The 24,200-nt window shown below is 70.7% G+C and carries 26 protein-coding genes; 12 read left to right on the top strand and 14 right to left on the bottom strand.

Translation table 11 applies throughout. The features are described 5' to 3' along the window. Positions 1 to 67: 67 nt before the first annotated feature. From QZV97_RS02400 to QZV97_RS02365, 8 genes are all read left to right on the top strand, one after another. Positions 68 to 1,285 (top strand): NAD(P)/FAD-dependent oxidoreductase, encoded by a 1,218-nt coding sequence (locus tag QZV97_RS02400; RefSeq protein WP_295637824.1) that lies wholly within the window; start codon positions 68 to 70, stop codon positions 1,283 to 1,285. Between the two features lie 133 nt (positions 1,286 to 1,418). After that, positions 1,419 to 1,631, top strand: coding sequence for a 30S ribosomal protein S21 (gene rpsU / locus QZV97_RS02395; protein ID WP_295637821.1), 213 nt, complete (start codon positions 1,419 to 1,421; stop codon positions 1,629 to 1,631). Between the two features lie 84 nt (positions 1,632 to 1,715). After that, the gene (locus QZV97_RS02390) at positions 1,716 to 2,162 is read left to right on the top strand and encodes a GatB/YqeY domain-containing protein (protein ID WP_295637819.1); all 447 of its coding nucleotides are present in this window, start codon (positions 1,716 to 1,718) and stop codon (positions 2,160 to 2,162) included. Between the two features lie 43 nt (positions 2,163 to 2,205). Further along, entirely contained in the window at positions 2,206 to 2,553 is a 348-nt protein-coding gene (locus QZV97_RS02385) for a TIGR01244 family sulfur transferase (RefSeq protein WP_295637816.1), read from the top strand. A gap of 117 nt (positions 2,554 to 2,670) precedes the next feature. After that, entirely contained in the window at positions 2,671 to 3,855 is a 1,185-nt protein-coding gene (gene dinB / locus QZV97_RS02380) for a DNA polymerase IV (RefSeq protein ID WP_295638171.1), read from the top strand. Between the two features lie 162 nt (positions 3,856 to 4,017). After that, entirely contained in the window at positions 4,018 to 4,944 is a 927-nt protein-coding gene (locus tag QZV97_RS02375; protein WP_295637812.1) for a DUF3034 family protein, read from the top strand. A 28-nt stretch (positions 4,945 to 4,972) separates the two neighbouring features. After that, entirely contained in the window at positions 4,973 to 5,428 is a 456-nt protein-coding gene (locus QZV97_RS02370; protein ID WP_295637808.1) for a group 1 truncated hemoglobin, read from the top strand. Between the two features lie 7 nt (positions 5,429 to 5,435). Continuing rightward, entirely contained in the window at positions 5,436 to 6,071 is a 636-nt protein-coding gene (locus tag QZV97_RS02365) for a plastocyanin (protein WP_295637805.1), read from the top strand. Between the two features lie 9 nt (positions 6,072 to 6,080). Here QZV97_RS02365 and QZV97_RS02360 read toward each other — a convergent pair whose 3' ends face one another. The 3 genes from QZV97_RS02360 to dcd all read right to left on the bottom strand — a co-directional run bounded on the left by QZV97_RS02360 (position 6,081) and on the right by dcd (position 8,130). After that, positions 6,081 to 6,956 (bottom strand): neutral zinc metallopeptidase, encoded by an 876-nt coding sequence (locus tag QZV97_RS02360; RefSeq protein WP_295637802.1) that lies wholly within the window; start codon positions 6,954 to 6,956, stop codon positions 6,081 to 6,083. A gap of 88 nt (positions 6,957 to 7,044) precedes the next feature. Next, positions 7,045 to 7,392, bottom strand: a complete 348-nt coding sequence (locus QZV97_RS02355; protein WP_295637798.1) for a hypothetical protein — start codon at positions 7,390 to 7,392, stop codon at positions 7,045 to 7,047. Between the two features lie 168 nt (positions 7,393 to 7,560). Next, a complete protein-coding gene (gene dcd, locus QZV97_RS02350; RefSeq protein ID WP_295637795.1) occupies positions 7,561 to 8,130 on the bottom strand; it encodes a dCTP deaminase in 570 nt (189 codons plus the stop codon). Between the two features lie 108 nt (positions 8,131 to 8,238). Here dcd and QZV97_RS02345 point away from each other — a divergent pair, with 108 nt between their 5' ends. Further along, positions 8,239 to 8,769 carry an Mpo1-like protein gene (locus QZV97_RS02345; protein ID WP_295637792.1) on the top strand — a complete coding sequence of 177 codons (531 nt, stop codon included), beginning with the start codon at positions 8,239 to 8,241 and terminating at the stop codon, positions 8,767 to 8,769. Beyond that, positions 8,769 to 9,761 (top strand): MBL fold metallo-hydrolase, encoded by a 993-nt coding sequence (locus tag QZV97_RS02340; RefSeq protein ID WP_295637788.1) that lies wholly within the window; start codon positions 8,769 to 8,771, stop codon positions 9,759 to 9,761. Before QZV97_RS02345 ends, QZV97_RS02340 begins: the two co-directional genes overlap by 1 nt. Here the strand turns inward: QZV97_RS02340 and QZV97_RS02335 are convergent. The 7 genes from QZV97_RS02335 to QZV97_RS02305 all read right to left on the bottom strand — a co-directional run bounded on the left by QZV97_RS02335 (position 9,758) and on the right by QZV97_RS02305 (position 16,311). Beyond that, complete coding sequence (locus QZV97_RS02335; RefSeq protein ID WP_295637785.1) at positions 9,758 to 10,621, bottom strand: formate dehydrogenase accessory sulfurtransferase FdhD; 864 nt, start codon at positions 10,619 to 10,621, stop codon at positions 9,758 to 9,760. The two genes, QZV97_RS02340 and QZV97_RS02335, sit on opposite strands and share 4 nt — an antisense overlap. 68 nt (positions 10,622 to 10,689) lie before the next feature. Then, the gene (locus QZV97_RS02330) at positions 10,690 to 11,085 is read right to left on the bottom strand and encodes a hypothetical protein (protein WP_295637782.1); all 396 of its coding nucleotides are present in this window, start codon (positions 11,083 to 11,085) and stop codon (positions 10,690 to 10,692) included. Between the two features lie 17 nt (positions 11,086 to 11,102). Further along, on the bottom strand, positions 11,103 to 12,209 hold the full coding sequence (locus QZV97_RS02325) for a formate dehydrogenase subunit gamma (RefSeq protein ID WP_295638168.1): 1,107 nt from the start codon (positions 12,207 to 12,209) through the stop codon (positions 11,103 to 11,105). Positions 12,210 to 12,265: 56 nt separating this feature from the next. Further along, positions 12,266 to 12,499: a hypothetical protein gene (locus tag QZV97_RS02320; RefSeq protein WP_295637780.1), complete on the bottom strand. Its 234-nt coding sequence runs from the start codon at positions 12,497 to 12,499 to the stop codon at positions 12,266 to 12,268. Beyond that, entirely contained in the window at positions 12,496 to 13,119 is a 624-nt protein-coding gene (gene fdh3B / locus QZV97_RS02315) for a formate dehydrogenase FDH3 subunit beta (protein WP_295637777.1), read from the bottom strand. The genes QZV97_RS02320 and fdh3B overlap by 4 nt, the downstream gene beginning before the upstream one ends. Positions 13,120 to 13,131: 12 nt before the next feature. Next, entirely contained in the window at positions 13,132 to 16,089 is a 2,958-nt protein-coding gene (locus QZV97_RS02310) for a formate dehydrogenase subunit alpha (protein WP_295637774.1), read from the bottom strand. A 15-nt stretch (positions 16,090 to 16,104) separates the two neighbouring features. Beyond that, positions 16,105 to 16,311, bottom strand: a complete 207-nt coding sequence (locus tag QZV97_RS02305) for a formate dehydrogenase (RefSeq protein ID WP_295637771.1) — start codon at positions 16,309 to 16,311, stop codon at positions 16,105 to 16,107. Between the two features lie 338 nt (positions 16,312 to 16,649). Between QZV97_RS02305 and QZV97_RS02300 the strand changes: the two genes are divergently transcribed. Together QZV97_RS02300 and QZV97_RS02295 are read left to right on the top strand one after the other, a co-directional pair. After that, the gene (locus QZV97_RS02300) at positions 16,650 to 18,026 is read left to right on the top strand and encodes a sigma-54 dependent transcriptional regulator (protein ID WP_295637766.1); all 1,377 of its coding nucleotides are present in this window, start codon (positions 16,650 to 16,652) and stop codon (positions 18,024 to 18,026) included. Between the two features lies 1 nt (position 18,027). Next, entirely contained in the window at positions 18,028 to 20,094 is a 2,067-nt protein-coding gene (locus tag QZV97_RS02295; protein WP_295637763.1) for a cache domain-containing protein, read from the top strand. Positions 20,095 to 20,319: 225 nt separating this feature from the next. Here the strand turns inward: QZV97_RS02295 and QZV97_RS02290 are convergent, their stop codons facing one another. The 4 genes from QZV97_RS02290 to QZV97_RS02275 are packed head-to-tail and all read right to left on the bottom strand — an operon-like array spanning position 20,320 to position 24,200. After that, positions 20,320 to 20,943 carry a molecular chaperone TorD family protein gene (locus QZV97_RS02290; RefSeq protein WP_295637760.1) on the bottom strand — a complete coding sequence of 208 codons (624 nt, stop codon included), beginning with the start codon at positions 20,941 to 20,943 and terminating at the stop codon, positions 20,320 to 20,322. After that, positions 20,940 to 23,138: a 4Fe-4S dicluster domain-containing protein gene (locus tag QZV97_RS02285; protein ID WP_295637757.1), complete on the bottom strand. Its 2,199-nt coding sequence runs from the start codon at positions 23,136 to 23,138 to the stop codon at positions 20,940 to 20,942. The genes QZV97_RS02290 and QZV97_RS02285 overlap by 4 nt, the downstream gene beginning before the upstream one ends. Next, a complete protein-coding gene (locus QZV97_RS02280) occupies positions 23,053 to 23,715 on the bottom strand; it encodes a DUF3306 domain-containing protein (protein WP_295637754.1) in 663 nt (220 codons plus the stop codon). Before QZV97_RS02280 ends, QZV97_RS02285 begins: the two co-directional genes overlap by 86 nt. Further along, entirely contained in the window at positions 23,712 to 24,200 is a 489-nt protein-coding gene (locus QZV97_RS02275) for a DUF3305 domain-containing protein (RefSeq protein WP_295637751.1), read from the bottom strand. The genes QZV97_RS02280 and QZV97_RS02275 overlap by 4 nt, the downstream gene beginning before the upstream one ends.

Raw genomic sequence — 24,200 nt, 5'->3', positions numbered from 1 at the left:
TTCGTGATGCTGGTCGAAGGAGGCTCCCGAAAACTTACACGGCGACGGCCCGGATAATCCCGCCCCCATGAATCGCTTCGACCTCGTCGTCATCGGTGCCGGAGCGGCCGGCCTGTTCTGCGCCGGCATCGCCGGGCAGCGCGGCCTGAAGGTGCTGCTGGTCGACCACGCCGGGAAGCTGGCCGAGAAGATCCGCATCTCGGGCGGCGGGCGCTGCAACTTCACCAACCGCGACGCCGGGCCGGCGAACTTCCTGTCGGCGAATCCGGACTTCTGCCGCTCGGCGCTGGCGCGCTACACGCCGCAGGACTTCATCGCGCTGGTGCAGCGCCACCGCATCGCCTGGCACGAGAAGCACAAGGGCCAGCTGTTCTGCGACGAGAGCAGCGAGGACATCATCGGCCTGCTGCTGCGCGAGTGCGAGGCGGGCAGCGTGACGCGCTGGCAGCCCTGCGCCGTCACCGCCGTGCGCCAGGCCGCGGCCGGCTTCGAGCTCGACACCGCGCGCGGCGTCGTCGGCGCCGCACGGGTCGTCGTCGCGACAGGCGGCCTCTCCATCCCCAAGATCGGCGCCAGCGACTTCGGCTACCGGCTGGCCCGGCAATTCGGCCACCCGCTGGTCGAGCCGCGGCCGGCGCTGGTGCCGCTGACCTTCGACGCCGCGGCCTGGGCACCGTTCGCGGCGCTGTCGGGCCTGTCGCTCGAGGTGGGCGTCGCCACCGGCAGCGGCAAGGCGCGCGGTGGGTTCGTCGAGGACCTGCTGTTCACGCACCGCGGCCTCAGCGGGCCGGCGATCCTGCAGATCTCGAGCTACTGGCGCCCGGGAACACCGATCGAGCTCGACCTGGCACCGGGCCACGAGCTGGCGGCGGCACTGCGGGAAGCCAAGGCGGTGTCGAAGCGGCAGCTCGCCAACGAACTGGCGACCCGGCTGCCGGCGCGGCTGGCCGAGGCCTGGTGCACGCGGCTCGGCGAGCTGGCGGCACGCCCGCTGCCGGAGGTGAAGGACAAGGACCTGGCGACCCTGGCGGCCTCGCTGCAGGCCTGGCGCCTGACGCCGACCGGCAGCGAGGGCTGGCGCAAGGCCGAGGTCACCGCCGGCGGCGTCGACACCCGCGAACTGGACTCGCGGACGATGGAGAGCCGGCGCGTCCCGGGCCTGCACTTCATCGGCGAGGTGGTCGACGTGACGGGCTGGCTGGGCGGCTACAACTTCCAGTGGGCCTGGGCCAGCGCCCACGCCTGCGCGCTGGCCAGCATCGCGGGCCGCCCGGCCGCGGCCTGAGGCCCGTTTGCCCGGGCCAGCGGGCATGGCTATAATCCCGCTCCTTTGCTGGCAACCGCGCAGCGATTCCCGTGTCAGGCATCCGGAAAGCCGCCGGGGACATCGAGCGCAACATCCTGGGATCCACCGCTACATGACCACCATCCGCGTCAAAGAGAACGAGCCTTTCGACGTCGCGCTGCGTCGCTTCAAGCGCACGATCGAGAAGATCGGCCTGCTGACGGACCTGCGCGCCCGCGAGTTCTACGAAAAGCCCACCGCCGAGCGCAAGCGCAAGAAGGCCGCCGCCGTCAAGCGCCACTTCAAGCGCGTTCGCAGCATGCAGCTGCCCAAGAAGCTCTACTGAGTTTTCTTCCGCAGCCCGCCGAGCCCGCCTGGGGACGCCCGCGCGGGCTCTGTCGTTTCTGGCGCCTGATTTCTGGAGATCGCGATGACGCTCAAGGACCGCATCACCGAGGACATGAAGAGCGCGATGCGCGCCAAGGAAGCCGATCGCCTGCTGACGATCCGCGGGCTGCTGGCCGCGATCAAGCAGAAGGAAGTCGACGAGCGCGTCGCGGTCGACGATGCGATGGTGATCGCGATCGTCGACAAGCTGGTCAAGCAGCGCAAGGACTCGATCACGCAGTTCGCGGCCGGCGGCCGCAGCGACCTGGTCGACAAGGAAACGGCCGAGCTGAAGGTGCTCGAGGGCTACCTGCCCGCCCGGCTGAGCGCCGAGCAGGTGGCGGCCGAGGTCGCGAAGCTCGTGACCGAGCTGGGCGCCAGCGGCCCCGGCGACATGGGCAAGGTGATGGGCGCCGCCAAGGCCCGCCTGGCCGGCAACGCCGACATGGGACTGGTGTCGGCCGCCGTCAAGCAGGCGCTGGCGAAGTAAGCTTGCCATCCTGCATCGGCCCGCTCTGCCGTCGAGGACCCTCATGGACCTGCCCGCCACCCGCCTGAACGCCGAGATCGCCACCGCCCCGCAACTGGGCCCGCAAGCGATGGCCGCCGCCGCCGCGGCCGGCTTTCGCAGCGTCATCAACAACCGGCCCGACTTCGAGGGCGGTGTCGAGCAGCCGACCAGCGCCGTCATGGAAGCCGCCGCCCGCGCGGCCGGACTCGAGTACGTGCACCTGCCGGTGTCCGGCGCCTTCCAGACGCCCGAGCAGGCGCAGGCCATGGCCGACCTGATGGAGCGCCTGCCCAAGCCGGTGCTGGCCTTCTGCCGCAGCGGCGCGCGCAGCGGGCGCCTCTATCAGATGGCGCTGCAGCTGCGCGGCTGAACCAGCGGGCCGAGCGCCGGGCCGCTCCCAAGCCGGCCCGCTTCCCCAGGGGCCACGAGGAGGCCCCTTCGTGGCCCCTGGGGACCGGCCGATGTACTCATCGGACGAGGGGCTGTCATCACACGCCGCCTGATTGCCCACCTCGACATGGACGCGTTCTACGCGTCGGTCGAGTTGCTGCGCTACCCCGACCTGAAAGGCCAGCCGGTCGTGATCGGCGGCGGTCGCCGGCACCAGCCGGAGCTGCTGCCCGACGGCACGCGCCGCTACGCGATCCTGCGCCACTACGCCGGCCGCGGCGTCATCACGACCGCGACCTACGCGGCGCGCGCCTTCGGCGTCAACTCCGGCATGGGCCTGATGAAGGCGGCCGCGCTGGCGCCCGACGCGGTGCTGCTGCCGATCGACTTCGACGAGTACCGGCGCTACTCGCGGCTGTTCAAGGCCGCGGTGGCCGAGGTCGTGGGCACCGACCCGCCGGTCATCGAGGACCGCGGCGTCGACGAGATCTACATCGACCTCTCCGCCCAGCCCGGCGTCGAGGTCGATCGCGGCGAGGCGGTCGCGCGCGCCATCAAGGCACGGGTGCTGGAGCGCACCGGCCTCAGCTGCTCGATCGGCGTGACGCCGAACAAGCTGCTCAGCAAGCTCGCCTCCGAACTCGACAAGCCCGATGGCCTGACGCTGCTGGGCCATGACGACATCCCGGCGCGCATCTGGCCGCTGCCGGCGCGGCGCATCAACGGCATCGGACCCAAGTCGGCGGCCCGGCTCGAGGCGCTGGGCATCCGCAGCATCGGCGAGCTGGCAGCCGCCGATCCGGCCTGGCTCGTGACCCAGTTCGGCGCGCACTACGGTCGCTGGCTGCATGAGGCGGCGCACGGCCGCGACGAACGCGCCGTCGTGACGCACAGCGAGCCGGTGAGCCTGAGCCGCGAGACGACCTTCGACCGCGACCTGCATCCGCGCACCGACCGCGCCGTGCTGTCCGGCATCTTCACGCGGCTGTGCGAACAGGTGGCCGACGACCTGCAGCGCAAGGGCTACGTCGGCCGCACCATCGGCCTGAAGCTGCGCTACGAGGACTTCCGCACGGTCACCCGCGACCTCACCCTGCCGCAGGCCACCGCCGACGCCGCCGAGATCCGCCGCGCCGCGGGCTTGTGCCTGAAGCGCACGCCGCTGGACCGGCGGCTGCGGCTGCTCGGCGTGCGCGTCGGCAAGCTGGAGCGCCTGGCGGACGCGCCCCCGCGGATCCACGAGCCGCTGGCGCCGTACACCGCCAGCCTGTTCGAGCACTGAAACGCCGGTTTTCCGGGCGTCCCGTGTTTCGCTGGCGTTCGGCGTGAACTCGCTCACGCCGATACGACGCATCCGTGCATCGCTTGCGGCCTGCCGCCCGTAACCACCGGACACACCGCGCGACAGAATCCCTGACGCACCCACTTCTCACGAGGAAACCGCATGCCCCGACGCTCATCGCGCATCCAGACAGGCACCCTGGCCCTGGCTGCACTGGTCCTGGCCACCGGCGCCCAGAGCGCGCTCGCCCAGGGCGCCAACCGTTCGGGCAAGCTGCTGCTGACCAGCGGCGTCAGCAGCATCGACGGCGCGGCCGGCGGCGGTCTCACGCCCTGGGCCGTGACCGGCGGCTATGCGACCGAAGGCCAGTTCGGCGCCAGCGCCTACGCGACCCGCGTCAAGACCTCCGACTACGCGCTCACCGGCTACGGCGTCGCGGCCAGCTACGGCGACCGCATCGAGCTGTCGATCGCGCGCCAGGACTTCGACACCGGCCCGACCGGCCCGGCCCTCGGCCTGCCCGGCCTGCACCTCAGGCAGAACATCTTCGGCGCCAAGCTGCGCGTGGCCGGCGACGCCGTGCTCGACAGCGACACGCTGATGCCGCAGATCGCCATCGGCGCGCTCTACAAGGACCTCGACGCCGCCGGCCTGGCGCCGACGCTCACCGCGCTGGGCGCCAAGGACAGCGGCACCGACGTCTACGTCAGCGCGACCAAGCTCTTCCTCGCGCAGGGCGTGCTGGTCAACCTGACGCTGCGCGCGACCAAGGCCAACCAGAACGGCCTGCTCGGCTTCGGCGGCACGGCCAGCGACAGCGTCAAGCTGCAGCCCGAGATCTCGCTCGCCTGGCTGCTGCGCAAGGACCTCGCGATCGGCGCCGAGTACCGCGCCAAGCCCGACAACCTCAACCCCTCGATCCTGGGCGACGGCCTGAAGGAAGACGACTGGAAGGACGTGTTCGTCGCCTGGGCGCCGAGCAAGCACCTGTCGCTGACCCTGGCCTACGTCGACCTCGGCAAGATCGTGCCGGCCGTCGTGTCCAAGCGCCAGAAGGGCGCCTACCTGTCCGCCCAGCTCGCGTTCTGAGCACCGCATCGATTCCGGAGAACCGAAGATGAAGACGCTGATTTCCACGCTCGCGCTGTGCCTCGCCGCCCTCGGCGCCCAGGCGCAGACCGCCGTCACCGGCAGCTCGGTGCGCCCGCTGCCCGACGACTCGCTGTACCAGGCCTTCGGCGGCAAGCCCGGCCTCGACAGGCTGATGGCCGACTTCGTGCCGCGCTTGAAGGCCGACCCGCGCATCGGCGAGTTCTTCAAGGAGACCAAGGCGGCGGAGCTGCAGAAGCAGCTGGCGTCCCAGCTGTGCGTCGTCTCCGGCGGTCCCTGCAAGTACGAGGGCGCGAACATGAAGGACGCGCACGCCGACATGGAGGTCCGCAAGGCGGACTTCAACGCGCTGGTCGAGCTGCTGCAGCAGTCGATGGACGCGCAGGGCATCCCGTTCACGGCGCAGAACCGCATGCTGGCGCAGCTCGCGCCGATGCACCGCGACGTCGTCAACAAGCGCTGAGGCCGGCATGAACGCGGTGCGCACTCTGCTCGCGGCGCTGGCCTGCATCGCCGGCACGGCCCAGGCCGCGAGCCTGTCGGTCACGGTCACCGACAAGGACGGGACGCCGGTGCCCGACACCGCGGTGATGCTGCGCTATCCGGCGCCGCCGTTGAACCGCCCGGTGCCGCCGCCGGTGGTGGTGGTCGACCAGGAGAAGATGCGCTTCAACCCCTACCTGAGCATCGTGGCGCCCGGCACGACCATCCTCTTCACCAACCGCGACGCCTTCGACCACCACGTGGTCGCCACCGCGCCGCAGATCGGCACGGCCCCGGCCAAGAGCTTCGAGACGCGGCTGCCGCCCGACCCGACCAAGCCCTTCGGCGTGAAGCTCACCGACCTGGGCCGCCACGCGCTGTCGTGCCACCTGCACTCGCGCATGCGCGGCTACATCTACGTGACCGACACGCCCTGGTTCGGCAAGACCGACGCCCAGGGACAGCTGACGCTGGACAACCTGCCCGCGGGTCTGGTCGACGTGCAGCTCTGGCACCCGGAGCAGTTCCTCGACCAGGCGCCGTTGCGCGCCCAGCTGGGCACGGCGCCGGCCGCACTGAGCGGCCAGCTGAACTTCAATCCGCGCGTGCGACGCGCGCTCTGAGCACCCGCGCTAGAGCGCGCGGGCCTCGAAGGTGTTGCAGTCGGCCATCCGGCCGCTCTGCAGGCCACGCTTGAACCAGCTCACGCGCTGCGCGCTGCTGCCGTGCGTGAAGCTCTCGGGCACGATGCGGCCCTGGCTCTGGCGCTGCAGGTTGTCGTCGCCGATCTTCGAGGCGGCGTTCAGCCCTTCCTCGATGTCGCCCTGCTCCAGCCACTGACGGGCCTGCTGCGAGCGGTTCGCCCAGATCCCCGCGAAGCAGTCCGCCTGCAGCTCCAGGCGCACGCTCAGGGCGTTGGCCTCGACCTCGCTGGCTCGCCGGCGCGCCTGCTCGACCTTCTCGCTGATGCCGAGCAGCTGCTGAACGTGGTGGCCGACCTCGTGCGCGACCACGTAGGCCTGCGCGAAATCGCCGGGCGCACCGAGCCGCGCCTTCAGCGTGTCGAAGAACTCGAGATCGATGTAGACCTGCTGGTCGCCGGGGCAGTAGAACGGCCCCATCGCGCTCTGCCCGGTGCCGCAGGCCGTCGGCGTGGCGCCGCGGAACAGCACGAGTTTGGGCCGCTGGTAGCTGGCCTGGCCGCTGCGGAAGACCTCGTCCCAGGCCTGCTCGGTACTGCGCAGCACGACCGAGACGAACTGCGCCTGCGCGTCGTTGGCGGGTGGCGCGGGCGCCGGTCCGGGCGCCACCTGCGCGGTCGGCGCGCCGCCTCCGCCCAGCAGGCCCAGCACGGTGAGCGGGTTGATGCCGAAGATCCAGCCCGCCACCAGCGCGATCGCGATGGTCCCGAGCCCGATGCCGCGGCCGCCGATCGGCAGGCCGCCCCGTCCGCCCATGCCGCGACGGTCTTCGACGTTGTCGCTGCGTTCCTCGCCTTCCCACTTCATGCCGCGCTCCCGCAAGGCCTGGATGCGGCGGATGGTAGCCCGGCGCGGCCGGGCCCGGTTCGCGCGGCGACGCAGCGCCGCAGACCGATCAGTGCGCGGACAGGCCGTCTTCGGCGTGCATGCGGCGGAACAGGTCGAGCGCCAGGCGGCGCAGCGGCTCGTTGGCGCTGCTGTGCGCGAAGGCCAGGCGCTCGTGGGCGTAGACGCGGTCGAAGATCATCCGCGCCGCGTGCACCGGCCAGCCTTCGCCGGCCATCAGGTCCTTGAAGCGCGCCAGCGTCCACAGGTCGACGTTCAACGGCGACTGGCCGGCGCCGAGTTCGGTCTCCTCGGGCAGCAGCGAGTCGCCGTCGCCGAAGTCGGCGTCGCAGAACTCGGTCAGCAGCTCGACCGGCATGGTCGGACGCTCGTCGATCAGATGGGGGTGGCGCTTCATGGTCGGCTCCTGCGGGCTGCTGGAGCCCGCATTTCGATGCCGCCAGTCTGCCGGCCGGGCGCTGCCCTCATGGCCCGAATACGCCGGCCAAGCACCGGCAGTTGCGCGCTTGCTGCGCGGATGCCGACGCGGCGTGTCAGTCGCCTTCCTACACGCGCTGCCGGGCGCTCAGGTCTTGGGCAAGGTGACCCCGCGTTGCCCCTGGTACTTGCCGCCGCGGTCCTTGTAGCTGGTCTCGCAGACCTCGTCGCTCTCGAAGAACAGCACCTGGGCGCAGCCCTCGCCGGCGTAGATCTTGGCCGGCAGCGGCGTGGTGTTGCTGAACTCGAGCGTCACGTAGCCCTCCCACTCGGGCTCGAAGGGCGTGACGTTGACGATGATCCCGCAGCGCGCGTAGGTGCTCTTGCCCAGGCAGATGGTCAGCACGTTGCGCGGGATGCGGAAGTACTCCATCGTGCGCGCCAGCGCAAAGCTGTTGGGCGGGATGATGCAGACGTCGGCCTCGATGTCGACGAAGCTGCGCTCGTCGAAGTTCTTCGGGTCCACCACGGTGCTGTAGATGTTGGTGAAGACCTTGAATTCCGGCGCGCAGCGGATGTCGTAGCCGTAGCTGCTGGTGCCGTAGCTCACGATCTTGTGGCCGTCGGCCGCATGGCGCACCTGGCCGGGCTCGAAGGGCTCGATCATGCCGTGCTGCTCGGCCATGCGGCGGATCCACTTGTCGCTCTTGATGCTCATCTCGGTTCCCTGGGAGTGCCTGGATTGTAGGCAGCGCCCCGGGCCCGCCCGGTTGGCGAGCGGCGGCCGGCTGGCTAGGATCGAAGCCTTCCCCGACCGGAGACGCCCATGCGCCAGGCCACCGAACTGATGGTGCAGTACGCCGCCTACCACCGCGATCGCCGCAACATCGCCACGCACTTCATCGGCGTGCCGATGATCGTGCTCGGGGTCGGCGCGCTGCTGGCGCGGCCGGCGTTCAACCTCGGCGGCATCGCCTTCACGCCGGGCGGTCTGCTCTTCCTCGCCGCCGCCGCCTGGTACCTGACGCGCGGCAACCTCGGCCTGGGCCTCGCGACGACCGTCGTCGTCGGCCTGCTGGTGGCCGTCGGCCACCGCGCAGCGGCCGAGAGCACCGGCGTCTGGCTGGCGATCGCGATCGGCAGCTTCGCCGTCGGCTGGGTGATCCAGTTCATCGGCCACTACTACGAGGGCCGCAAGCCGGCCTTCGTCGACGACCTGATCGGCCTGCTGGTCGGGCCGATGTTCGTGGTCGGCGAATGGCTGTTCGCGCTGGGCTGGGGCAAGCCGCTGCTGGCCGAGATCGAACGGCGCGTCGGCCCGACCCACCTGCGCGACCTGGCCCGACCGGCCACCTGATGCCTTACCCGCTGCTGCGGAGCGCCGGCCTGGCGCTGCTGGCGCTGGCGATGGCCGGCACGGGCTTCGTGCTGCTGCAGACCCTCCGGCGTCCGCCGCTGGAGCCTTATCGCAACCTGGTGCTGCCCGCTGCCGCCAAGGACGCCCCGCTGCGCGTGCGCTTCGCCGGCGTCTCGACGCTGCTGTTCGACGACGGCGAGACGGCGTGGATCACCGACGGCTTCTTCTCGCGCCCCGGCAAGGCGGCGACGCTGCTGACGCGCATCGCCCCGGACCCGGCCGCGGTCGAACGCGGCCTGCAGCGACTGGGCGTCACCAGGCTGGCCGCCGTCGTGCCGCTGCATTCGCATTACGACCACGCGATGGATGCGCCACTGGTCGCGCAGCGCAGCGGCGCCCTGCTGGTCGGCGGCGCCTCGACGCTCAACGTCGGCCGCGGGCTGGGGCTGGCCGAGGCGCAGATGCGCGAGGTCCGGGCCGGCGACACGATCGAGCTCGGCCGCTTCAAGCTGCGCTTCCTGGCATCGCGCCACAGCCCGACGCCCTGGAGCGACGGCGTGACGCCCGAGACGCTCGACGCACCGCTGACGCCGCCCGCTCGCGCCAGTGCCTGGCGCGAGGGCGATGTGTGGAGCCTGCTCGTCGAGCACGCCTGGGGCCGGCGCTTCCTGGTGCAGGGCAGCGCGGGGTTCGTGCCGGGCGCGCTGGCGGGCCGCCGTGTCGACACGGTCTTCCTGGGCGTCGGCACGCTGGGCCGCAAGACCGAGGACTACCGCGACGCCTACTGGACCGAGACCGTCCGCGCCGTCGGTGCCCGGCGCGTGATCGCCGTGCACTGGGACGACTTCTGGCTGCCGCTGGATGCGCCGCTGCAGGCGATGCCGCTGCTGCTGGATGACTTCGCGACGACGATGGCCGACCTGCAGGAGCGCGGCGCGCGCGACGGCATCGAGGTCCGGCTGCCGCCGCTCTTCACGCCCTTCGTGCCCTAGGGGCCACGGGGAGCCGCGCGCGGCGGCTCCGGCTCGGCATCGAAGCGATCGAAGCCGCTGTAGCAGAGGAAGTGCCGGTTCGTCGCGCGGCCGAACAGGGCCAGACCGAGCCGGGTCGCCAGCTCGTGCCCCATCTGCGTGATGCCGGAGCGCGAGACGACGATGGGCACGCCCATCTGCGCCGACTTGATGACCATCTCGCTGGTCAGCCGGCCGGTCGTGTAGAAGGCCTTGTCGGCCCCGTCCATGCCCCGCAGCCACATCCAGCCGGCCAGGGTGTCGATGGCGTTGTGGCGGCCGACGTCCTCGACAAAGAGCTCGAGCCGCGCATCGTCGCCGGCCAGCGTGAAGATCGCGCAGCCGTGCACCGAGCCGGCCGACTTGTAGGTGCTCTCCTGGCGGCGCACCGCATCGAGCAATGCGTAGAGGCCGCGCTGGCTGATGCGGGCCCGGGCCGGCGGCGGCAGGTCGACCGAGTCCAGTTCGTCCATCAGGCCGCCGAACACCGTGCCCTGGCCGCAGCCGGTCGTCACCACGCGCTTCGCGGTCTTGCGGTCGAAGTCCTCGATGCCGCGGCGCGTCTTGACCGCAGCGGCGCCGACCTCCCAGTCGACGGTGATCGACTCGATGTCGTGCACCGACCCGACCAGGCGCTGGTTGCGCAGGTAACCCAGCACCAGCAGTTCGGGCTCGGCGCCCAGGGTCATCAGCGTCACCAGCTCGCGCCGGTCGACAAAGACGGTGAGCGGGCGCTCGGCGGGGATGCGGATCGCGCTGCGCGCGCCGTGCTCGTCCTGCACCTCGACCTCGCGCGTCAGCGGCGCGCGGGCGGCGGTCAGGTGGGGCAGCGGGCGGGACATGGAAGACGGCAACGAAGAAGAACAACGGGCCGCACGCGGCGGCCCGTCGGACGGTGGCGATGCCCCGATTATTTCTTGGCCGCGCCCTGCTGCTCGGCGGCGGTGGCTTTGCCGCTCGGCGGCGCGGCGGCGGTCTTGGGCGGCGAATGCGCGCCGGCCGCCTCGAGCGGGGGCGTGGGCGCAGCGGCCACCGGAACGAAGGCACCGGGGTCGGCGCAGGGCGGCGTCGCGGTCGCCGACTTGGCGTCCTTGCCCGAGCTCTTGAAGTAGTGCGCGGCGGTCTTGTCCATCGACAGGCACAGCTTGTAGCCCGCAACCTTGTCGCCGTGCGCCGTCTTGGCCCGGGCCTCGTCGGCCTTGGCCTTGGCCTCGGGGCTGGGCGCCGGCAGCTTGGCCTGCACCGCCAGCGGTGCGGCCAGGCAGGCAGCCAACAGGAGTCCGGTCAGCTGGAACGGCTTGCTCATCTCGATTCCCTTCGACATCAGGCCTGCGCAGGCCGGTTGGACGTGCCCGACGCCGACCGCTGTGCCGGGATCTTGCCGGCGCGGATGTCGTCGTGCCACAGCTCGTGGTGTTCCCGGGCCCAGGCCTCGTCGACGTAGCCGGTGGTCATCGCGCCGTAGGCGCCCTTCATGCCCAGCGTGCCCAGGTAGATGTGGCCGAGGAACATCGCCATCATCAGGATCGTCGAGACGCCGTGGATCATGTTGGCGATCTGCATGTCGCCGCGCGTGTAGGCCATGCCCGGAATCAGCTTGTCGAGCACCAGCCCGGAGCCGACCACGATGGCGCCGAGGAAGAACACGCCCGCCCAGAAGATCAGCTTCTCGCCGGCGTTGAAGCGGTGCGAGGGCACGTGCGCGCCGTTGAAGAGCCCGCCGCCCTTCTGCAGCCAGACCATGTCGACCTTGCTCGGGAAGTTGTCGCGCACGAAGGTGATGAACACCACCACCAGCGACACCGCGAACACCGGGCCGGCGAAGTTGTGCAGGTTCTTCAGCGCATAGGTGATCCAGCCGAACAGCGTGCCGCCGAGCACCGGCAGCAGGAAGAACTTGCCGAAGGCCATCACGACGCCGGACACCGCCAGCGCCACGAAGGTCACCGCGTTGGTCCAGTGCGCCGCACGCTCGAAGTAGGTGAAGCGCTCGATCTTGCGGCCGGTCTCCGGGCTGTGCAGCCCGATCGAGCCCTTGGCCTTGTAGAACAGCGCGATCGCCAGCAAGACGATCAGCAGCAGCGCCCCGCCGTAGGGAAGGATCCAGCGGTTGCGCACCTCGCGCCAGGCCTCGCCGGCGGTCGTGAACTTGGAACCCGGGTACTGCACGAACTCCTGGATCAGCACGCCCTTCTCGATGCCGGGCAGGCTGGTATAGCCGGCGTCCTTGCCGGACTCGCGCACCGCGCGCCAGAACGGCGCGTTGTTGTAGGGCTGGGACTTGGCGCGCTCGGCGTTGGTCTCGTCGGCCGCGGCGGCGGGCCCTTCGGTGGCCGCCGTGACGGCCGGCGCGCTGGCGGCCGGCGCGGCCTGCGCGGCCGCCAGGCCGGTCAGCGTCGCCAGCACGAGCGCGGCCAGGCCGCGGAGGATCGAGGGATGGGTCATGGGCTTTCCCGCTGGACGTTGCGATCCGGTGCCGGCGATGTTCAGCGCGAGCGCGTGTACTCGTTCTGCTGCTGGTTGCGTGCCTTGAGCTGCTGCTCCCAGCTGGCCCGGTCGCCCGGCTTCCAGCCCGGGGTCGTGTAGGCCGCGGTCGCGCCGCCGTCCCAGGCCTTGGCGTCGGCCTTCTTCGGCGCGGCGGCGCCTTCCTGCGGCTTGTCGCCGCAGGCCGCCAGCAGCGCCCCGGCGGCGATCAGGAGTGCGTAGCTTGCGCGCTTCATGACTTGGTCACCTCGGGCTTGGCCGGCTGCGCGCCGGGCTTGCCGTAGGCCGTGCCCCAGCCCCAGACCTCGGAGCCCTTGCCGCGCTGCAGGACGCGCGTGCGGAAGATGTCGGCCACCACATCGCCGTCGCCGCCCAGCAGCGCCTTGGTCGAGCACATCTCGGCGCAGGCCGGGAGCTTGCCTTCCGCGAGGCGGTTGCTGCCGTACTTGTGGAACTCGGCCTCCGAGCCGTTGGCCTCGGGGCCGCCGGCGCAGAAGGTGCACTTGTCCATCTTGCCGCGCAGGCCGAAGCTGCCGTTGGTCGGGAACTGCGGCGCGCCGAAGGGGCAGGCGTAGCTGCAGTAGCCGCAGCCGATGCAGATGTCCTTGTCGTGCAGCACCACGCCCTCGTCGGTGCGGTAGAAGCAGTCGACCGGGCAGACCGCCATGCAGGGGGCGTCGCTGCAGTGCATGCAGGCGACCGAGATGCTGCGCTCGCCGGGCACGCCGTCGGCCAGCGTGACGACCCGGCGGCGGTTCACGCCCCAGGGCACCTCGTGCTCGGCCTTGCAGGCGGTGACGCAGCCGTTGCATTCGATGCAGCGCTCGGCATCGCAGATGAACTTCATTCGGGCCATGGTTGCGTCTCCTTAGGCGGCTCGTTCGACCTGGCAGACCGTGGTCTTGGTCTCTTGCATCATCGTCACGCTGTCGTAGCCGTAGGTGGTGGCGGTGTTCACGGCTTCGCCACGGATCACCGGCTTGGCACCGTCCGGGTAGTAGGGCGCGAGATCCACGCCCTGCCAGCGGCCCGAGAAGTGGAAGGGCATCCACACCGTCTCGCGGTCGACCCGCTCGGTGACCAGCGCCTTGACCTTGATGCGCGCACCGGTCGGCGTCGTCACCCACACGTCCTCGCCGTTGCGCACGCCGCGGTCGTTGGCGGTCGCCGGGTTGATCTCGACGAACATCTCCTGCTGCAGTTCGGCGAGGTAGGGGTTGGAGCGCGTTTCCTCGCCGCCGCCCTCGTACTCGACCAGGCGGCCCGAGCTCATGATCAGCGGGAACTTCTTGCCGACGTCCTTGTTGGCGTCCTGCACCGTCTTGAACAGCGTCGGCAGACGCCAGAAGGCCTTCTTGTCGTCGTGCGTCGGGTACTTGGCGACCAGGTCCGCGCGCGTCGAGTACAGCGGCTCGCGGTGCTTGGGGATCGGATCCGGGAAGTTCCAGACCACCGCGCGCGCCTTGGCATTGCCGAAGGGATGGCAGCCGTGGACCTTCATGGCCACGCGGATGATGCCGCCCGAGGGATCGGTCTTCCAGTTCTTGCCTTCGGCCTTCTTCTTCTCGTCGTCGGTCAGGTCGTCCCACCAGCCCAGCTTCTTCAGCAGCACGTGGTCGAACTCGGGGTAGCCGGTCGTGATGTCGGCGCCCTTGGAGTAGGACCCGTCCTCGGCCAGCAGGTTGACGCCGTCCTTGTCGACGCCGAAGTTCGCGCGGAAGTTACCGCCGCCGTCCATCACGTGCTTGGACGTGTCGTACAGGTTCGGCGAGCCCGGGTGCTTCATCTCGGGCGTGCCGTAGCACGGCCACGGCAGGCCGAAGTAGTCGCCGTCGAGGCTGTAGCCGGTTTCCTTGTCGATGCCGCCCTTGGCCTTGAGCGTCTTCACGTCGAAGACGTTCATGTTGCGCATGTGGGCCTTCAGGCGCTCGGGGCTCTGGCCCGTGTAGCCGATGGTCCAGACGCTCTTGTTGATCTCGCGCAGGATGTCCTCGGGCACCGGCTCGTCCATGCCGGCGACCTTCTGCATCTTGTAGTTCTTGGTCAGTTCCTTCTCGAAGCCCAGCTTGGCGGCCAGCTGGTACATGATCATGTGGTCGGTGCGGCTCTCCCAGAGCGGCTCGATGACCTTCTCGCGCCACTGGATCGAGCGGTTGGACGCGGTGCACGAGCCGCTGGTCTCGAACTGCGTCGTCGCCGGCAGCAGGTAGACCGCGCGGTTGGGGTTCTGGTCCTCGGGCTTGCCCGGCATCGCGGCCATCGCCGCGGTGGCCGACGGGAAGGGATCGACGACGACCAGCAGGTCGAGCTTGTCCATCGCCTTCTTCATCTCCAGACCGCGGGTCTGCGAGTTGGGCGCATGGCCCCAGAAGAACAGGCCGCGCAGGTTGCTGTCCTGGTCGATCAGCTCGTTCTTCTCGAGCACGCCGTCGACCCAGCGCGAGACCGTCATGCCGGGCTTGGTCATCATGCCCGGCGCGTACTGCTTCTTCATCCACTCGAAGTCGACGCCCCAGACATTGGCGAAGTGCTTGAACGAGCCTTCGGCCACACCGTAGTAGCCGGGCAGCGAGTCGGGGTTGGGGCCGACGTCGGTGGCGCCCTGCACGTTGTCGTGGCCGCGGAAGATGTTGGCACCGCCGCCCGACACGCCGATGTTGCCCAGCGCCAGCTGCAGGATGCAGGACGCCCGCACCATCGCGTTGCCGATCGTGTGCTGGGTCTGGCCCATGCACCAGACGATGGTGCTCGGGCGGTTCTTGGCCATGGTCTCGGCGACACGCGCGACGGTCGCCTCGTCGACGCCGCAGGCCTCCTGCACCTTGTCGGGCGTCCAGTTGGCCATCACGTCGTCGCGGACCTTGTCCATGCCGTAGACGCGATCGTTGACGTACTTCTTGTCTTCCCAGCCGTTCTTGAAGATGTGGTGCAGCACACCGAACAGGAAGGGAATGTCCGAGCCCGAGCGGATGCGGATGTGCTCGTCGGCCTTGGCGGCCGTGCGCGTGAAGCGCGGGTCGACCACGATCATCTTGCAGCCGGTTTCCTTGGCATGCAGCATGTGCAGCATCGACACCGGGTGGGCCTCGGCCGCGTTCGAGCCGATGTACAACGCAGCCTTCGAGTTCTGCATGTCGTTGTACGAGTTCGTCATCGCGCCGTAGCCCCAGGTGTTCGCGACGCCCGCGACCGTGGTGCTGTGGCAGATGCGCGCCTGGTGGTCGCAGTTGTTGCTGCCCCAGAGCGTGAGCCACTTGCGCATCAGGTACGCCTGCTCGTTGTTGTGCTTGGACGAGCCGACGATGAAGACCGAGTCCGGGCCGCTTTGCTTGCGCAGCTCGAGCATCCGGGCGCTGATCTCGTTCAGGGCCGTGTCCCAGCTGATGCGCTCGTACTTGCCGTTCACCAGCTTCATCGGGTACTTGAGGCGGTATTCGCCGCGGCCGTGCTCGCGCAGCGCCGCACCCTTGGCGCAGTGCGCGCCCAGGTTGATCGGCGAGTCGAACACCGGCTCCTGGCGCACCCACACGCCGTTGTGCACGACCGCGTCGACCGCGCAGCCGACCGAGCAGTGGCCGCAGACCGTGCGCTTGACCTCGACCTTGCCGCCTTCGGCCGCCTTGGCGGGATTGGCGGCCTCGGCCTTGCGGACCAGGGTCAGCTGGCCGGCCGCGAGACCGGCGCCGACGCCGAGGCCCGAGCGGCGCAGGAAGGCGCGACGGTCCATCGTCGGGATCGCCCGGGCGACACCGCGCGACAGGCTGGACACGAGGGAAGAGACAGGCGAGCCGAGGCCCGCTTCAGGCGACTTGCGCGTGAGCAACATAGAGCCTCCGGGCACTCAGATCTTGGTGGTTTGGTAGTAGCGCTGAACGTGAGCCGTCAGGCGGTAGCCGGCGGGCTGGTCGGCCTCGGCCTTCCCGGCGCCGGCGGGCGCGGCCTGCTCCTTCGCGACGGGCAGCACGGCAGCGGCAGCTGCCAGCGCCCCGAGCGTGCCGGCGCCGGCGAACACACGGCGGCGGGAGAGCTTGGATTGCGGATCGTTCATCGCGGACTCCTGGGTTGCGGCGAGGACTCGCCGCTGGCCTTGGCATATCGATTGACGCGACCAGCCACTGTGTTCGGCATGGTCATTCATATCTTAGCGTGCAGAGTGCGCTTTCGTGTGCCGTCTCGACGCTGCGGACGGCACGCCGAGTCGCGCGGCCGCGACGCTGCGCCGGCCTGCGCCAGCTTGTCGCCGCGGCCCTCTGCGACCGACAGCCTGACGAGGCCGCCGCGACAAGCTGTCGCGCGACGCTGCCGCAGCGATCCGGGAAAGTCCGGGGGTCGCGGCCGCGAGCGAGCGATGTGCCACAGTAGCGGCCGCCTTCCGGAACCCGCTCCATGCCTGCCAGCGCCGCCCTGCCTTCGGACCGATCCGCCCTCGACGACTGGCCCCGTGCGTCGGTGCTGCTGGTCGACGACGAGCTGGGCATGCGCAACTTCCTGGAGAAGACCCTCGCGCCGCGCTGCGGCGACGTGCAGAGCGCCGCCAGCGCCGAGGAAGCCGACGCGCTGGTGCGCCGCCACCGCTTCGACCTGGTGATCCTGGACATCACGCTGCCCGGCAAGAGCGGCCTGGCCTGGTTGCGCGAGCTGCGTGCGCAGGGCTACAGCGGCGAGGTCGTGCTGATCACCGCCTATGCCGACCTCGACACCGCGATCGAGGCGCTGCGTGCCGGCGCTTCCGATCTCATATTGAAGCCGTTCCGCGTGACGCAGATCCTCAACGCGGTGAAGCACGGCCTGGACCGCACGCTGCTCAAGCGCGAGAACTGGGTCCTCAAGCACATGATCTCGCAGCGCGGCGAGGGCTTCTACGGCCTGGTCGGCGGCTCGGCGACGATGCGCGACCTGCAGCGCGCGCTGCAGCTGGCCGCCCCGGTGGCCAGCACCGTGCTGCTGTCGGGCGAGTCGGGCACCGGCAAGGAGCTGGCCGCCGTCGCGCTGCACCGCCACAGCCCGCGCGCGGCGGCGCCCTTCGTGCCGGTCAACTGCGCGAGCCTCGCGCCCGAGCGCATCGAGAGCGAGCTGTTCGGCCACGCCCAGGGGGCCTTCCCGGGTGCCGCGCACGGCCGCGACGGCCTCTTCTACTACGCCCAGGGCGGCACGCTGTTCCTCGACGAGATCGCCGAGCTGCCGCTGGCCCAGCAGGCCGCGCTGCTGCGCGTGCTCGAGGACCATCGCATCCGCCCGGTCGGCAGCGAGCAGCAGATCCCGGTCGACGTGCGCATCGTCGCCGCGACCAACCGGCGCCTCGCCGAGGAGGTGGCCGCGGGCCGCTTCCGCAAGGACCTCTACTACCGGCTGCAGGTCGTCGAGATCGGCCTGCCGCCGCTGCGCGAGCACAAGGACGACATCCCCGAGCTGGTCGCGCACTTCATCGCCACGCTCGCACCGCAGCTCGGCGTCGAGCCGATCGCCGTCAGCGCACCCGAGATGGCCTACCTGCAGCAGTACGACTGGCCGGGCAACGTGCGCGAGCTGCGCAACCTGGTCGAGCGCTCGATGATCCTGGGCGCGCTCAACGTGTCGGCGCTCTACCCTGGCGCCGCGGCACCCCGCGCCGCGGGCGGCCCGACCGACCTGCACACGCTGGAGAAGCAGCACATCCTGGCGGTGCTGGAGTCGGTGCAGGGCGACAAGACCCGCGCGGCCGAGCTGCTGGGCATCTCGCGCCGCACGCTGGAGCGGCGTTGCGCCGAGTGGCTCGTCGCCTGACATGACGTTTTACGAGCGCTTCCAGCGGCTGCCGATCCGCAGCAAGCTGCTGGTGCTGGCGCTGCTGCCGCTGGGCATCGTGTTCCCCCTGCTCGGGCTGATCCTGCTGGCCTGGGGCAACCTGGCCTTCGACCAGTTGCTGATCACCAAGGTGCGCAGCGACCTGGCGGTGGCGCAGGGCTACTTCGAGCGCGTGCTCGGCGAGGTCGGCAGCAGCGCGACCGCGGTGGCCGACTCGCACGCGCTGCATCTCGCGCTCGACGGCGCCGTCGCGCGCGAACCGCAGGGCCGGTCCGCACCGCCCGGCCAGGGCGAGCTGGTCGAACTGCTGCGCACGCTGAAGGAGCGCGAGGGCCTGGACTTCCTCAACCTGCGCGCGCCCGACGGCCGCCTGCTGCTGACCGACTCCGGCCCGGCCAGCGGCACCGACCGGCGCTCGCCGGCCTTCCGCGCGCTGGAGTCGGGCCGCCGCCGCACCAGCCTCGAGGTGCTGTCGCCCGACGAGCTGGCGCGTGTCGCGCCGGCCCTGCAGAGCCGTGTCGCGGTGCCGCTGGTGCCGACGCGCAACGCCGCACCGACCGAACGCACCCAGGAGGATCGCGCGATGGTGGTGCTGGCGGTGGCACCGGTGCGCGACGCGACCGGCGCACTGCTGGGTCACGTGCAGGCCGGCATGCTGCTCAACCGCAACCTGCCCTTCATCGACCACATCAACGAGATCGTCTACCCCGAGGGCGCGCTGCCCTTCGGCAGCCAGGGCACGGCGACGCTGTTCCTCGACGACGTGCGCATCAGCACCAACGTGCGGCTGTTCGGCAGCGACCCCAAGGACCGCGCGATCGGCACGCGCGTGTCGCAGACGGTGCGCGACACCGTGCTCGGCGCCGGCAAGCTGTGGCTGGACCGCGCCTTCGTCGTGAACGACTGGTACGTCTCGGGCTACCAGCCGCTGGCCGACGGCGGCGGTCAGCGCATCGGCATGCTCTACGTGGGCTACCTCGAGCGTCCCTTCACCTGGCTCAAGTTCGGCACGCTCGCAGGCATCGGTGTCGTCTTCTTCGTCGTGATGATCGCGACGGCCGTGCTGTCGCTGCGCTGGGCCCGCAGCATCTTCAAGCCGCTGGAGCAGATGACGCGCACGATGCAGCGCGTCGAGGACGGCGCGCTCGACGCGCGCGTCGGCACCGTCGGCAACCCCGACGAGATCGGCCGACTGGCCGGCCACCTGGACCACCTGCTCGACGTCATCGACGACAAGACGCGCGCGCTGCAGCGCTGGAACGCCGAGCTCGACGCCAAGGTCGCCGAGCGCACGCGCGCGCTCGAGCAGGCCCAGAGCCAGCTGCTGCGCTCGGAGAAGCTGGCGACGGTGGGCCAGCTGACGGCCAGCATCGCGCACGAGGTCAACAACCCGATCGCGGTGATCCAGGGCAACCTCGACCTGGTGCGCGAGCTGCTGGGCCCCGACACCGCGAAGACCGTGCACGCCGAACTGAAGCTGGTCGACGAGCAGATCGAGCGCATGCGGCTCATCGTCACCCAGCTGCTGCAGTTCGCGCGGCCGAGCGAGTACGCCGGCTACGTCGACAGCGTCGACGTCTCGCGCGCGCTCGACGACAGCCTGCTGCTGGTCGGCCCGCAGCTGGCGCGCACGCACATCGAGATGAAGCGCGAGTTCGCCGCGCGCGCGCCGGCGGGCATCAACCGCCAGGAACTGCAGCAGGTGCTGCTGAACCTGCTGATCAACGCGGTGCACGTGATGCCGGCCAGCGGCACGCTGACGCTGCGCAGCTTCGACTGGCTGGACGGCGCCGGCCACCCGGTCGGCGCCGTGATCGAGGTCCAGGACACCGGCCCGGGCCTCGGCCCCGACGTCGAGGAGCGCCTGTTCCAGCCCTTCGTCACCACCAAGACCGACGGCACCGGCCTGGGCCTGTGGATCAGCCGCAGCCTGGTCGAGCGCTACGGCGGCGAACTGACCGCACGCAACCGCAACGACGGCACGAGCGGCGCCGTGTTCACGATCAGGCTGCGGAGCGAGCCAAAGACCGAGGCCGTCGTGGGCTGAACTTGCCATCCGAGGCGCAAACAGCGGAACGGACTGGGGCGCTGCCGGTGACGCCATGGCAACTCGTAGCCCGAACACCTCTCAGGGTGAACAGCCGAGGGCGATGGGTGACCGGCGCAGTGAAGTAAAGGAGGAGACGCGAGCGTTCAGCAAGCGTCGGGGGACATGAACGGAGCCGGTCGCCCGTCGCCCTCGGCACCCTCGGAACCGGAAACCGACAAAGGCCTACTCGATCAAATCGAATCCCTGCGCCTCGACCTCGGCGAAGGCGCGCAGGAAACCTGCTGCGGCGCGGTAGAAGTCGGCGCGCGGATGGGCCTCGATCTCGCCGGCCAGCGTGTCGACCCAGGTCTGCAGGTGGATGCGGAAGAAGCGGCGCTGCTGCTCCAGGTTGCAGATCTCGACGTCGTCGCCGGCGATCAGGAAGCGCATCACCTCGCACAGGCTGGCGAGGTGGTCCTCGGTCTCCAGCACGCCGTCGGCGCGCTCCAGGCCCAGGCGCTTCAGGTCGTCGCGCAGCTCGACCAGCGGCTTGTCGTTGATCGCACCGGCGAGGTGGTAGGAGCCGTAGAGAAAGACCTCGGGCTTGCCGATGGCCTGGAACAGGCTGTCGTACTCGGCCGCCACCTCGTCGCGCGACAGTCGCTGCGCCGCCGCGACCACCTCGCCCCACGGGCCTTCCAGAAAGCCGCCGGCGGCCGGCGCCTCGGTCGGCGCGAGCTTCAGCTGCTCGTACAGCTCGGCGGCGGGCGGCCCGACGAAGAGGTGGGCCAGCACGCCGTAGACCTCGGCGCGCGCCAGCTCCTCGCGGTCGTCGGTGCTGCTGAAGGCGATGGGCTGCGGCTTCATAGATCCGTGATCCTGACTTCGTTCGGGTTCGTGTGCAGATCGATGACGCGGCAGTCGCCGCACATCTTCAGGCGCTCCAGCGCCGCGCCCTGGAACATCGAATGCCCGGCCAGCTTGGTCAGCATGCCCTCGATCGCCTTCTGCGTGCCGAAGGGCTTGCCGCACTTCACGCAGGCCCAGGGCGGCACCTCGTGCAGCACGCGCGCCTGCTTGCGCGCCTTGCCGCCGTCGGCCAGCCACAGGCGCGGCTCCAGCGCCAGCGCGCCCTCGGGGCAGGTGACGACGCACAGGCCGCACTGCACGCAGTTCTTCTCGGTGAACTTCAGCTGCGGGCGCTCGGGGTTGTCGCCCAGCGCGCTCTCGGGGCAGGCGCCGACGCAGCTCAGGCACATCGTGCACTTGTCGGTGTCGACGCCCAAGCTGCCGAAGGGCGAGGCCGAGCCGCGCTTCGGATTGGCCAGCGCCGGCAGCGCGATCGACTCCGTCTGGCGCGGTGCCTGTGCCAGCAGGTGATCGATCGCCAGCTCCAGCGTCGCGCGCTTGTCGGCCTGCACCGCGAAGCCTGCCGGCCGCTCGACCGTCTGTGCGGGCGCGGCCTGCAGCGCCGCGTCGAGCGCCAGCGCGTCGTGCGCCTCGACCAGCCGCAAGTGCTGGCCGCGGTAGCCCAGGCCGTTGAGGATGGCCTGCCCCACCGCCATCTGCGCGCTGACCGCGGCGCGGTAGTCGGGCGCCTCCTCGTCGGTCATCAGCACCCAGACCTGCGAGGCACCATGGGCGATTGCCGCGAGCCACAGGTCCAGGCCGACCGAGGCCGTGTGCCACAGGTCGACCGGGATCACGCGCGCCGGCAGGCCGCGCAGCGCGCTGCCCGAGGGCCGGGCCAGGCCGGGCACCGGCTTGTCGCCGACGCGCGCGGCGCGTCCCAGCGCGTCGACCAGCTGCGCCCCCGCCTGCTGGCTGTGCAGCAGCAGCACCGCGTCCTGGCCGCCGGCCTTGCGGTAGGTCGTGACCAGGCTGCGCAGCCGCTGGCCCTGGTAGGCCGGCGTCGGCGTGGCGTAACCCAGCGCGCCGCTCGGGCAGACGGTCGTGCAGGCGCCGCAGCCGACGCAGAGGTTGGGGTTGACGGCGATGCCGCCCTTCTCGGGTCCGTCCTCGGTGCGGCGGCTGGTGATGGCCTGCGCCGAGCAGACGTCGATGCAGGCGGTGCAACCCTCGCGCTCGTTGCGGCTGTGGGCGCAGAGCTTGTGCTTGTAGTGGAAGAACTTCGGCTTCTCGAACTCGCCGACCAGCTCGCGCAGCTTCAGGGCGGCGTCGACCAGCGCCGCCTCGTCGGGCGCGTGGAAGTAGCCCTGGGGCGGCTGGTGCAGCGCGATCAGCGGCTGCGGGCTCAGGTCCAGCACCAGGTCGTAGCGCTCGCTGGCCGCCAGCGGCGCGCGCTGGAAGTCGATGGCGCCGGCGGCCTCGCAGACGCGCACGCAGTCGCGGTGGCTCTTGCAGCGCGACAGGTCGACCTGGTAGCTGAGGTCGATCGCGCCTTCCGGGCAGGCCTCGACGCAGGCGTTGCAGCGCGTGCACAGGTCCAGGTCGATCGGGTTGGCCGACTCCCAGCTCACGTCGAAGGCGCCGAGCCAGCCCGTCAGCGCCGTCACGCGGCCGGCGGCGACCGGCAGCTCGCGCTGCTGCGGCAGGCTGCCGCCCGGGCCGGTCAGCAGCAGCGACACGTCGAGCTTGTCCTGCAGCAGCCGCGCGGCGCGCCCGGCCGCATCGGCGCTGCCGATCACCAGACAACGGCCGGCCGAGCGGTAGGTCACGGTGGCGACCGGCTCCGGATCCGCGCGCTGCGCGGCCGCGATCAGCGCCGCGATCTTCGGCTGCACCGACGCAGCCTGCGACTTCGCCTCGCGCGACCAGCCGGCGGTCTCGCGGATGTTGACGAAGCGGATCGGCCGCTCCTGCACGCCCGGCGCGCCTTCGGTCTCGGCGTTCAGCTCGAGGAAGAGGCGCTGCTCCTGCGTGCAGGCGATCAGCAGGTCCTCGCCGGACTTGGCGGCGCGCTGGAACGCCGCCGCCTCGCGCCGGCACAGCAGCGTGTGGACGGTCTCGAGGCCGTCAGACGCCGTCGGGCCGAGCGCGCTCTTCAGCGCTGCCGGGTCCAGCGGGATCGTCTGGTTGCAGTTGCAGATCAGGGTCTTCATCGGAGGCCTGGTTGGCGTCGTTCTGCACGGCGGCGGCGGGTTCACCGGCGGCGCCTGCGTCCTCGGCAGGGGGTGGGCTTGCAATGGCGGGATCGGCCGCGTCGGTGCGGGCCGCGGCGGCGGCCGCTTCTTCGGCGGCCTCCTCGGCAGCGAACAGCCCGAGGGCCTTGGACTGGTTCATCTGCCGCAGCATGGCCATCGGGATCGGATCGGGCTTGCCGTAGTCGTCGATGTAGATGTCCAGCCCGTCCATGATGTTGAAGTGCGGATCGGTGAAGAGCTTCTTCACCGCGGCGCGCTTGACGGTCTCGTCGACCCCGCGCGCCACGAAGCGCGAGACCTCGTCGCCGGGGGCGAGCGCGGCGACGTCGTCGAGGGTGGGCGTCGGCTCGGCCGCTGGCTGCCCCGGCACCGCAAGTTCCCGTTCGGGCTGAGCCTGTCGAAGCCCTGCGACTTCGGAAGCTGGCCCTTCGACGAGCTCAGGGCGAACGGACGGCGGCACGACAACAGGGGCCGGCTCCAGTCCACGCTTGCGCCGCGACCAGCGCGACAGGAAGCCGCTGTCCTCGTCGCTCACTTGCGCTGCTCCGGCGGCAGGAAGGACGCGGGCCGCTTGCGCTGCTTGGGCTCGGGCTTGTAGTGCTCGTCGGTCCAGGCCTGCAGCCACTCGGCGACGTCCGCCGGCAGCGGCAGGTTGTCGACGCGCTCCTGCGCATCGAGCCAGCGGCCGGCCTCGTTGTAGGAGACGCTGACGATCTCGGGCCAGGCGCGCGAGGGGTCGTCGTCGGCGATGCGCCACATGACGAACCACACCGGCTGGCCGGAACTCAGGTTGAGGTAGTAGCCCTCGGCCTCGTCGCGGAACAGCTCGAGCCTCAGGCCCGGATGCAGCCACTGCGAGCGCCTGCCGTCGTCGCGCAGCAGGCGCGGCTCGCTGCCGAAGGCCGGCTCCTGCGGCAGCACCTCGGCGATGCGGAAGCGCCAGTCCTCCCAGCGGTTGGGCCGGGCCTCGCGCTCGATGACCACCGCGACATCGAGCGCCGGGCGATCGATCTTGTCCAT

Origin of the sequence: uncultured Methylibium sp., from assembly GCF_902826655.1 — a bacterium.
Classification (GTDB): domain Bacteria; phylum Pseudomonadota; class Gammaproteobacteria; order Burkholderiales; family Burkholderiaceae_C; genus Methylibium.
This window is presented reverse-complemented; position numbering and strand designations above follow the sequence as displayed.

Bases quoted from the DNA above. Each gene is read 5' to 3' on its own strand.
- QZV97_RS02320 (WP_295637780.1), bottom strand. From the start codon at position 12,499: ATGAAGCGCGCAAGCTACGCACTCCTGATCGCCGCCGGGGCGCTGCTG.
- QZV97_RS02295 (WP_295637763.1), top strand. From the start codon at position 18,028: ATGACGTTTTACGAGCGCTTCCAGCGGCTGCCGATCCGCAGCAAGCTG.
- QZV97_RS02310 (WP_295637774.1), bottom strand. From the start codon at position 16,089: ATGTTGCTCACGCGCAAGTCGCCTGAAGCGGGCCTCGGCTCGCCTGTC.
- QZV97_RS02390 (WP_295637819.1), top strand. From the start codon at position 1,716: ATGACGCTCAAGGACCGCATCACCGAGGACATGAAGAGCGCGATGCGC.
- QZV97_RS02330 (WP_295637782.1), bottom strand. From the start codon at position 11,085: ATGAGCAAGCCGTTCCAGCTGACCGGACTCCTGTTGGCTGCCTGCCTG.
- QZV97_RS02345 (WP_295637792.1), top strand. From the start codon at position 8,239: ATGCGCCAGGCCACCGAACTGATGGTGCAGTACGCCGCCTACCACCGC.
- QZV97_RS02300 (WP_295637766.1), top strand. From the start codon at position 16,650: ATGCCTGCCAGCGCCGCCCTGCCTTCGGACCGATCCGCCCTCGACGAC.
- dcd (WP_295637795.1), bottom strand. From the start codon at position 8,130: ATGAGCATCAAGAGCGACAAGTGGATCCGCCGCATGGCCGAGCAGCAC.
- QZV97_RS02365 (WP_295637805.1), top strand. From the start codon at position 5,436: ATGAACGCGGTGCGCACTCTGCTCGCGGCGCTGGCCTGCATCGCCGGC.
- QZV97_RS02290 (WP_295637760.1), bottom strand. From the start codon at position 20,943: ATGAAGCCGCAGCCCATCGCCTTCAGCAGCACCGACGACCGCGAGGAG.
- QZV97_RS02285 (WP_295637757.1), bottom strand. From the start codon at position 23,138: ATGAAGACCCTGATCTGCAACTGCAACCAGACGATCCCGCTGGACCCG.
- rpsU (WP_295637821.1), top strand. From the start codon at position 1,419: ATGACCACCATCCGCGTCAAAGAGAACGAGCCTTTCGACGTCGCGCTG.
- fdh3B (WP_295637777.1), bottom strand. From the start codon at position 13,119: ATGGCCCGAATGAAGTTCATCTGCGATGCCGAGCGCTGCATCGAATGC.
- QZV97_RS02355 (WP_295637798.1), bottom strand. From the start codon at position 7,392: ATGAAGCGCCACCCCCATCTGATCGACGAGCGTCCGACCATGCCGGTC.
- QZV97_RS02400 (WP_295637824.1), top strand. From the start codon at position 68: ATGAATCGCTTCGACCTCGTCGTCATCGGTGCCGGAGCGGCCGGCCTG.
- QZV97_RS02370 (WP_295637808.1), top strand. From the start codon at position 4,973: ATGAAGACGCTGATTTCCACGCTCGCGCTGTGCCTCGCCGCCCTCGGC.
- QZV97_RS02335 (WP_295637785.1), bottom strand. From the start codon at position 10,621: ATGTCCCGCCCGCTGCCCCACCTGACCGCCGCCCGCGCGCCGCTGACG.
- QZV97_RS02340 (WP_295637788.1), top strand. From the start codon at position 8,769: ATGCCTTACCCGCTGCTGCGGAGCGCCGGCCTGGCGCTGCTGGCGCTG.
- QZV97_RS02385 (WP_295637816.1), top strand. From the start codon at position 2,206: ATGGACCTGCCCGCCACCCGCCTGAACGCCGAGATCGCCACCGCCCCG.
- QZV97_RS02375 (WP_295637812.1), top strand. From the start codon at position 4,018: ATGCCCCGACGCTCATCGCGCATCCAGACAGGCACCCTGGCCCTGGCT.
- QZV97_RS02305 (WP_295637771.1), bottom strand. From the start codon at position 16,311: ATGAACGATCCGCAATCCAAGCTCTCCCGCCGCCGTGTGTTCGCCGGC.
- QZV97_RS02360 (WP_295637802.1), bottom strand. From the start codon at position 6,956: ATGAAGTGGGAAGGCGAGGAACGCAGCGACAACGTCGAAGACCGTCGC.
- QZV97_RS02275 (WP_295637751.1), bottom strand. From the start codon at position 24,200: ATGGACAAGATCGATCGCCCGGCGCTCGATGTCGCGGTGGTCATCGAG.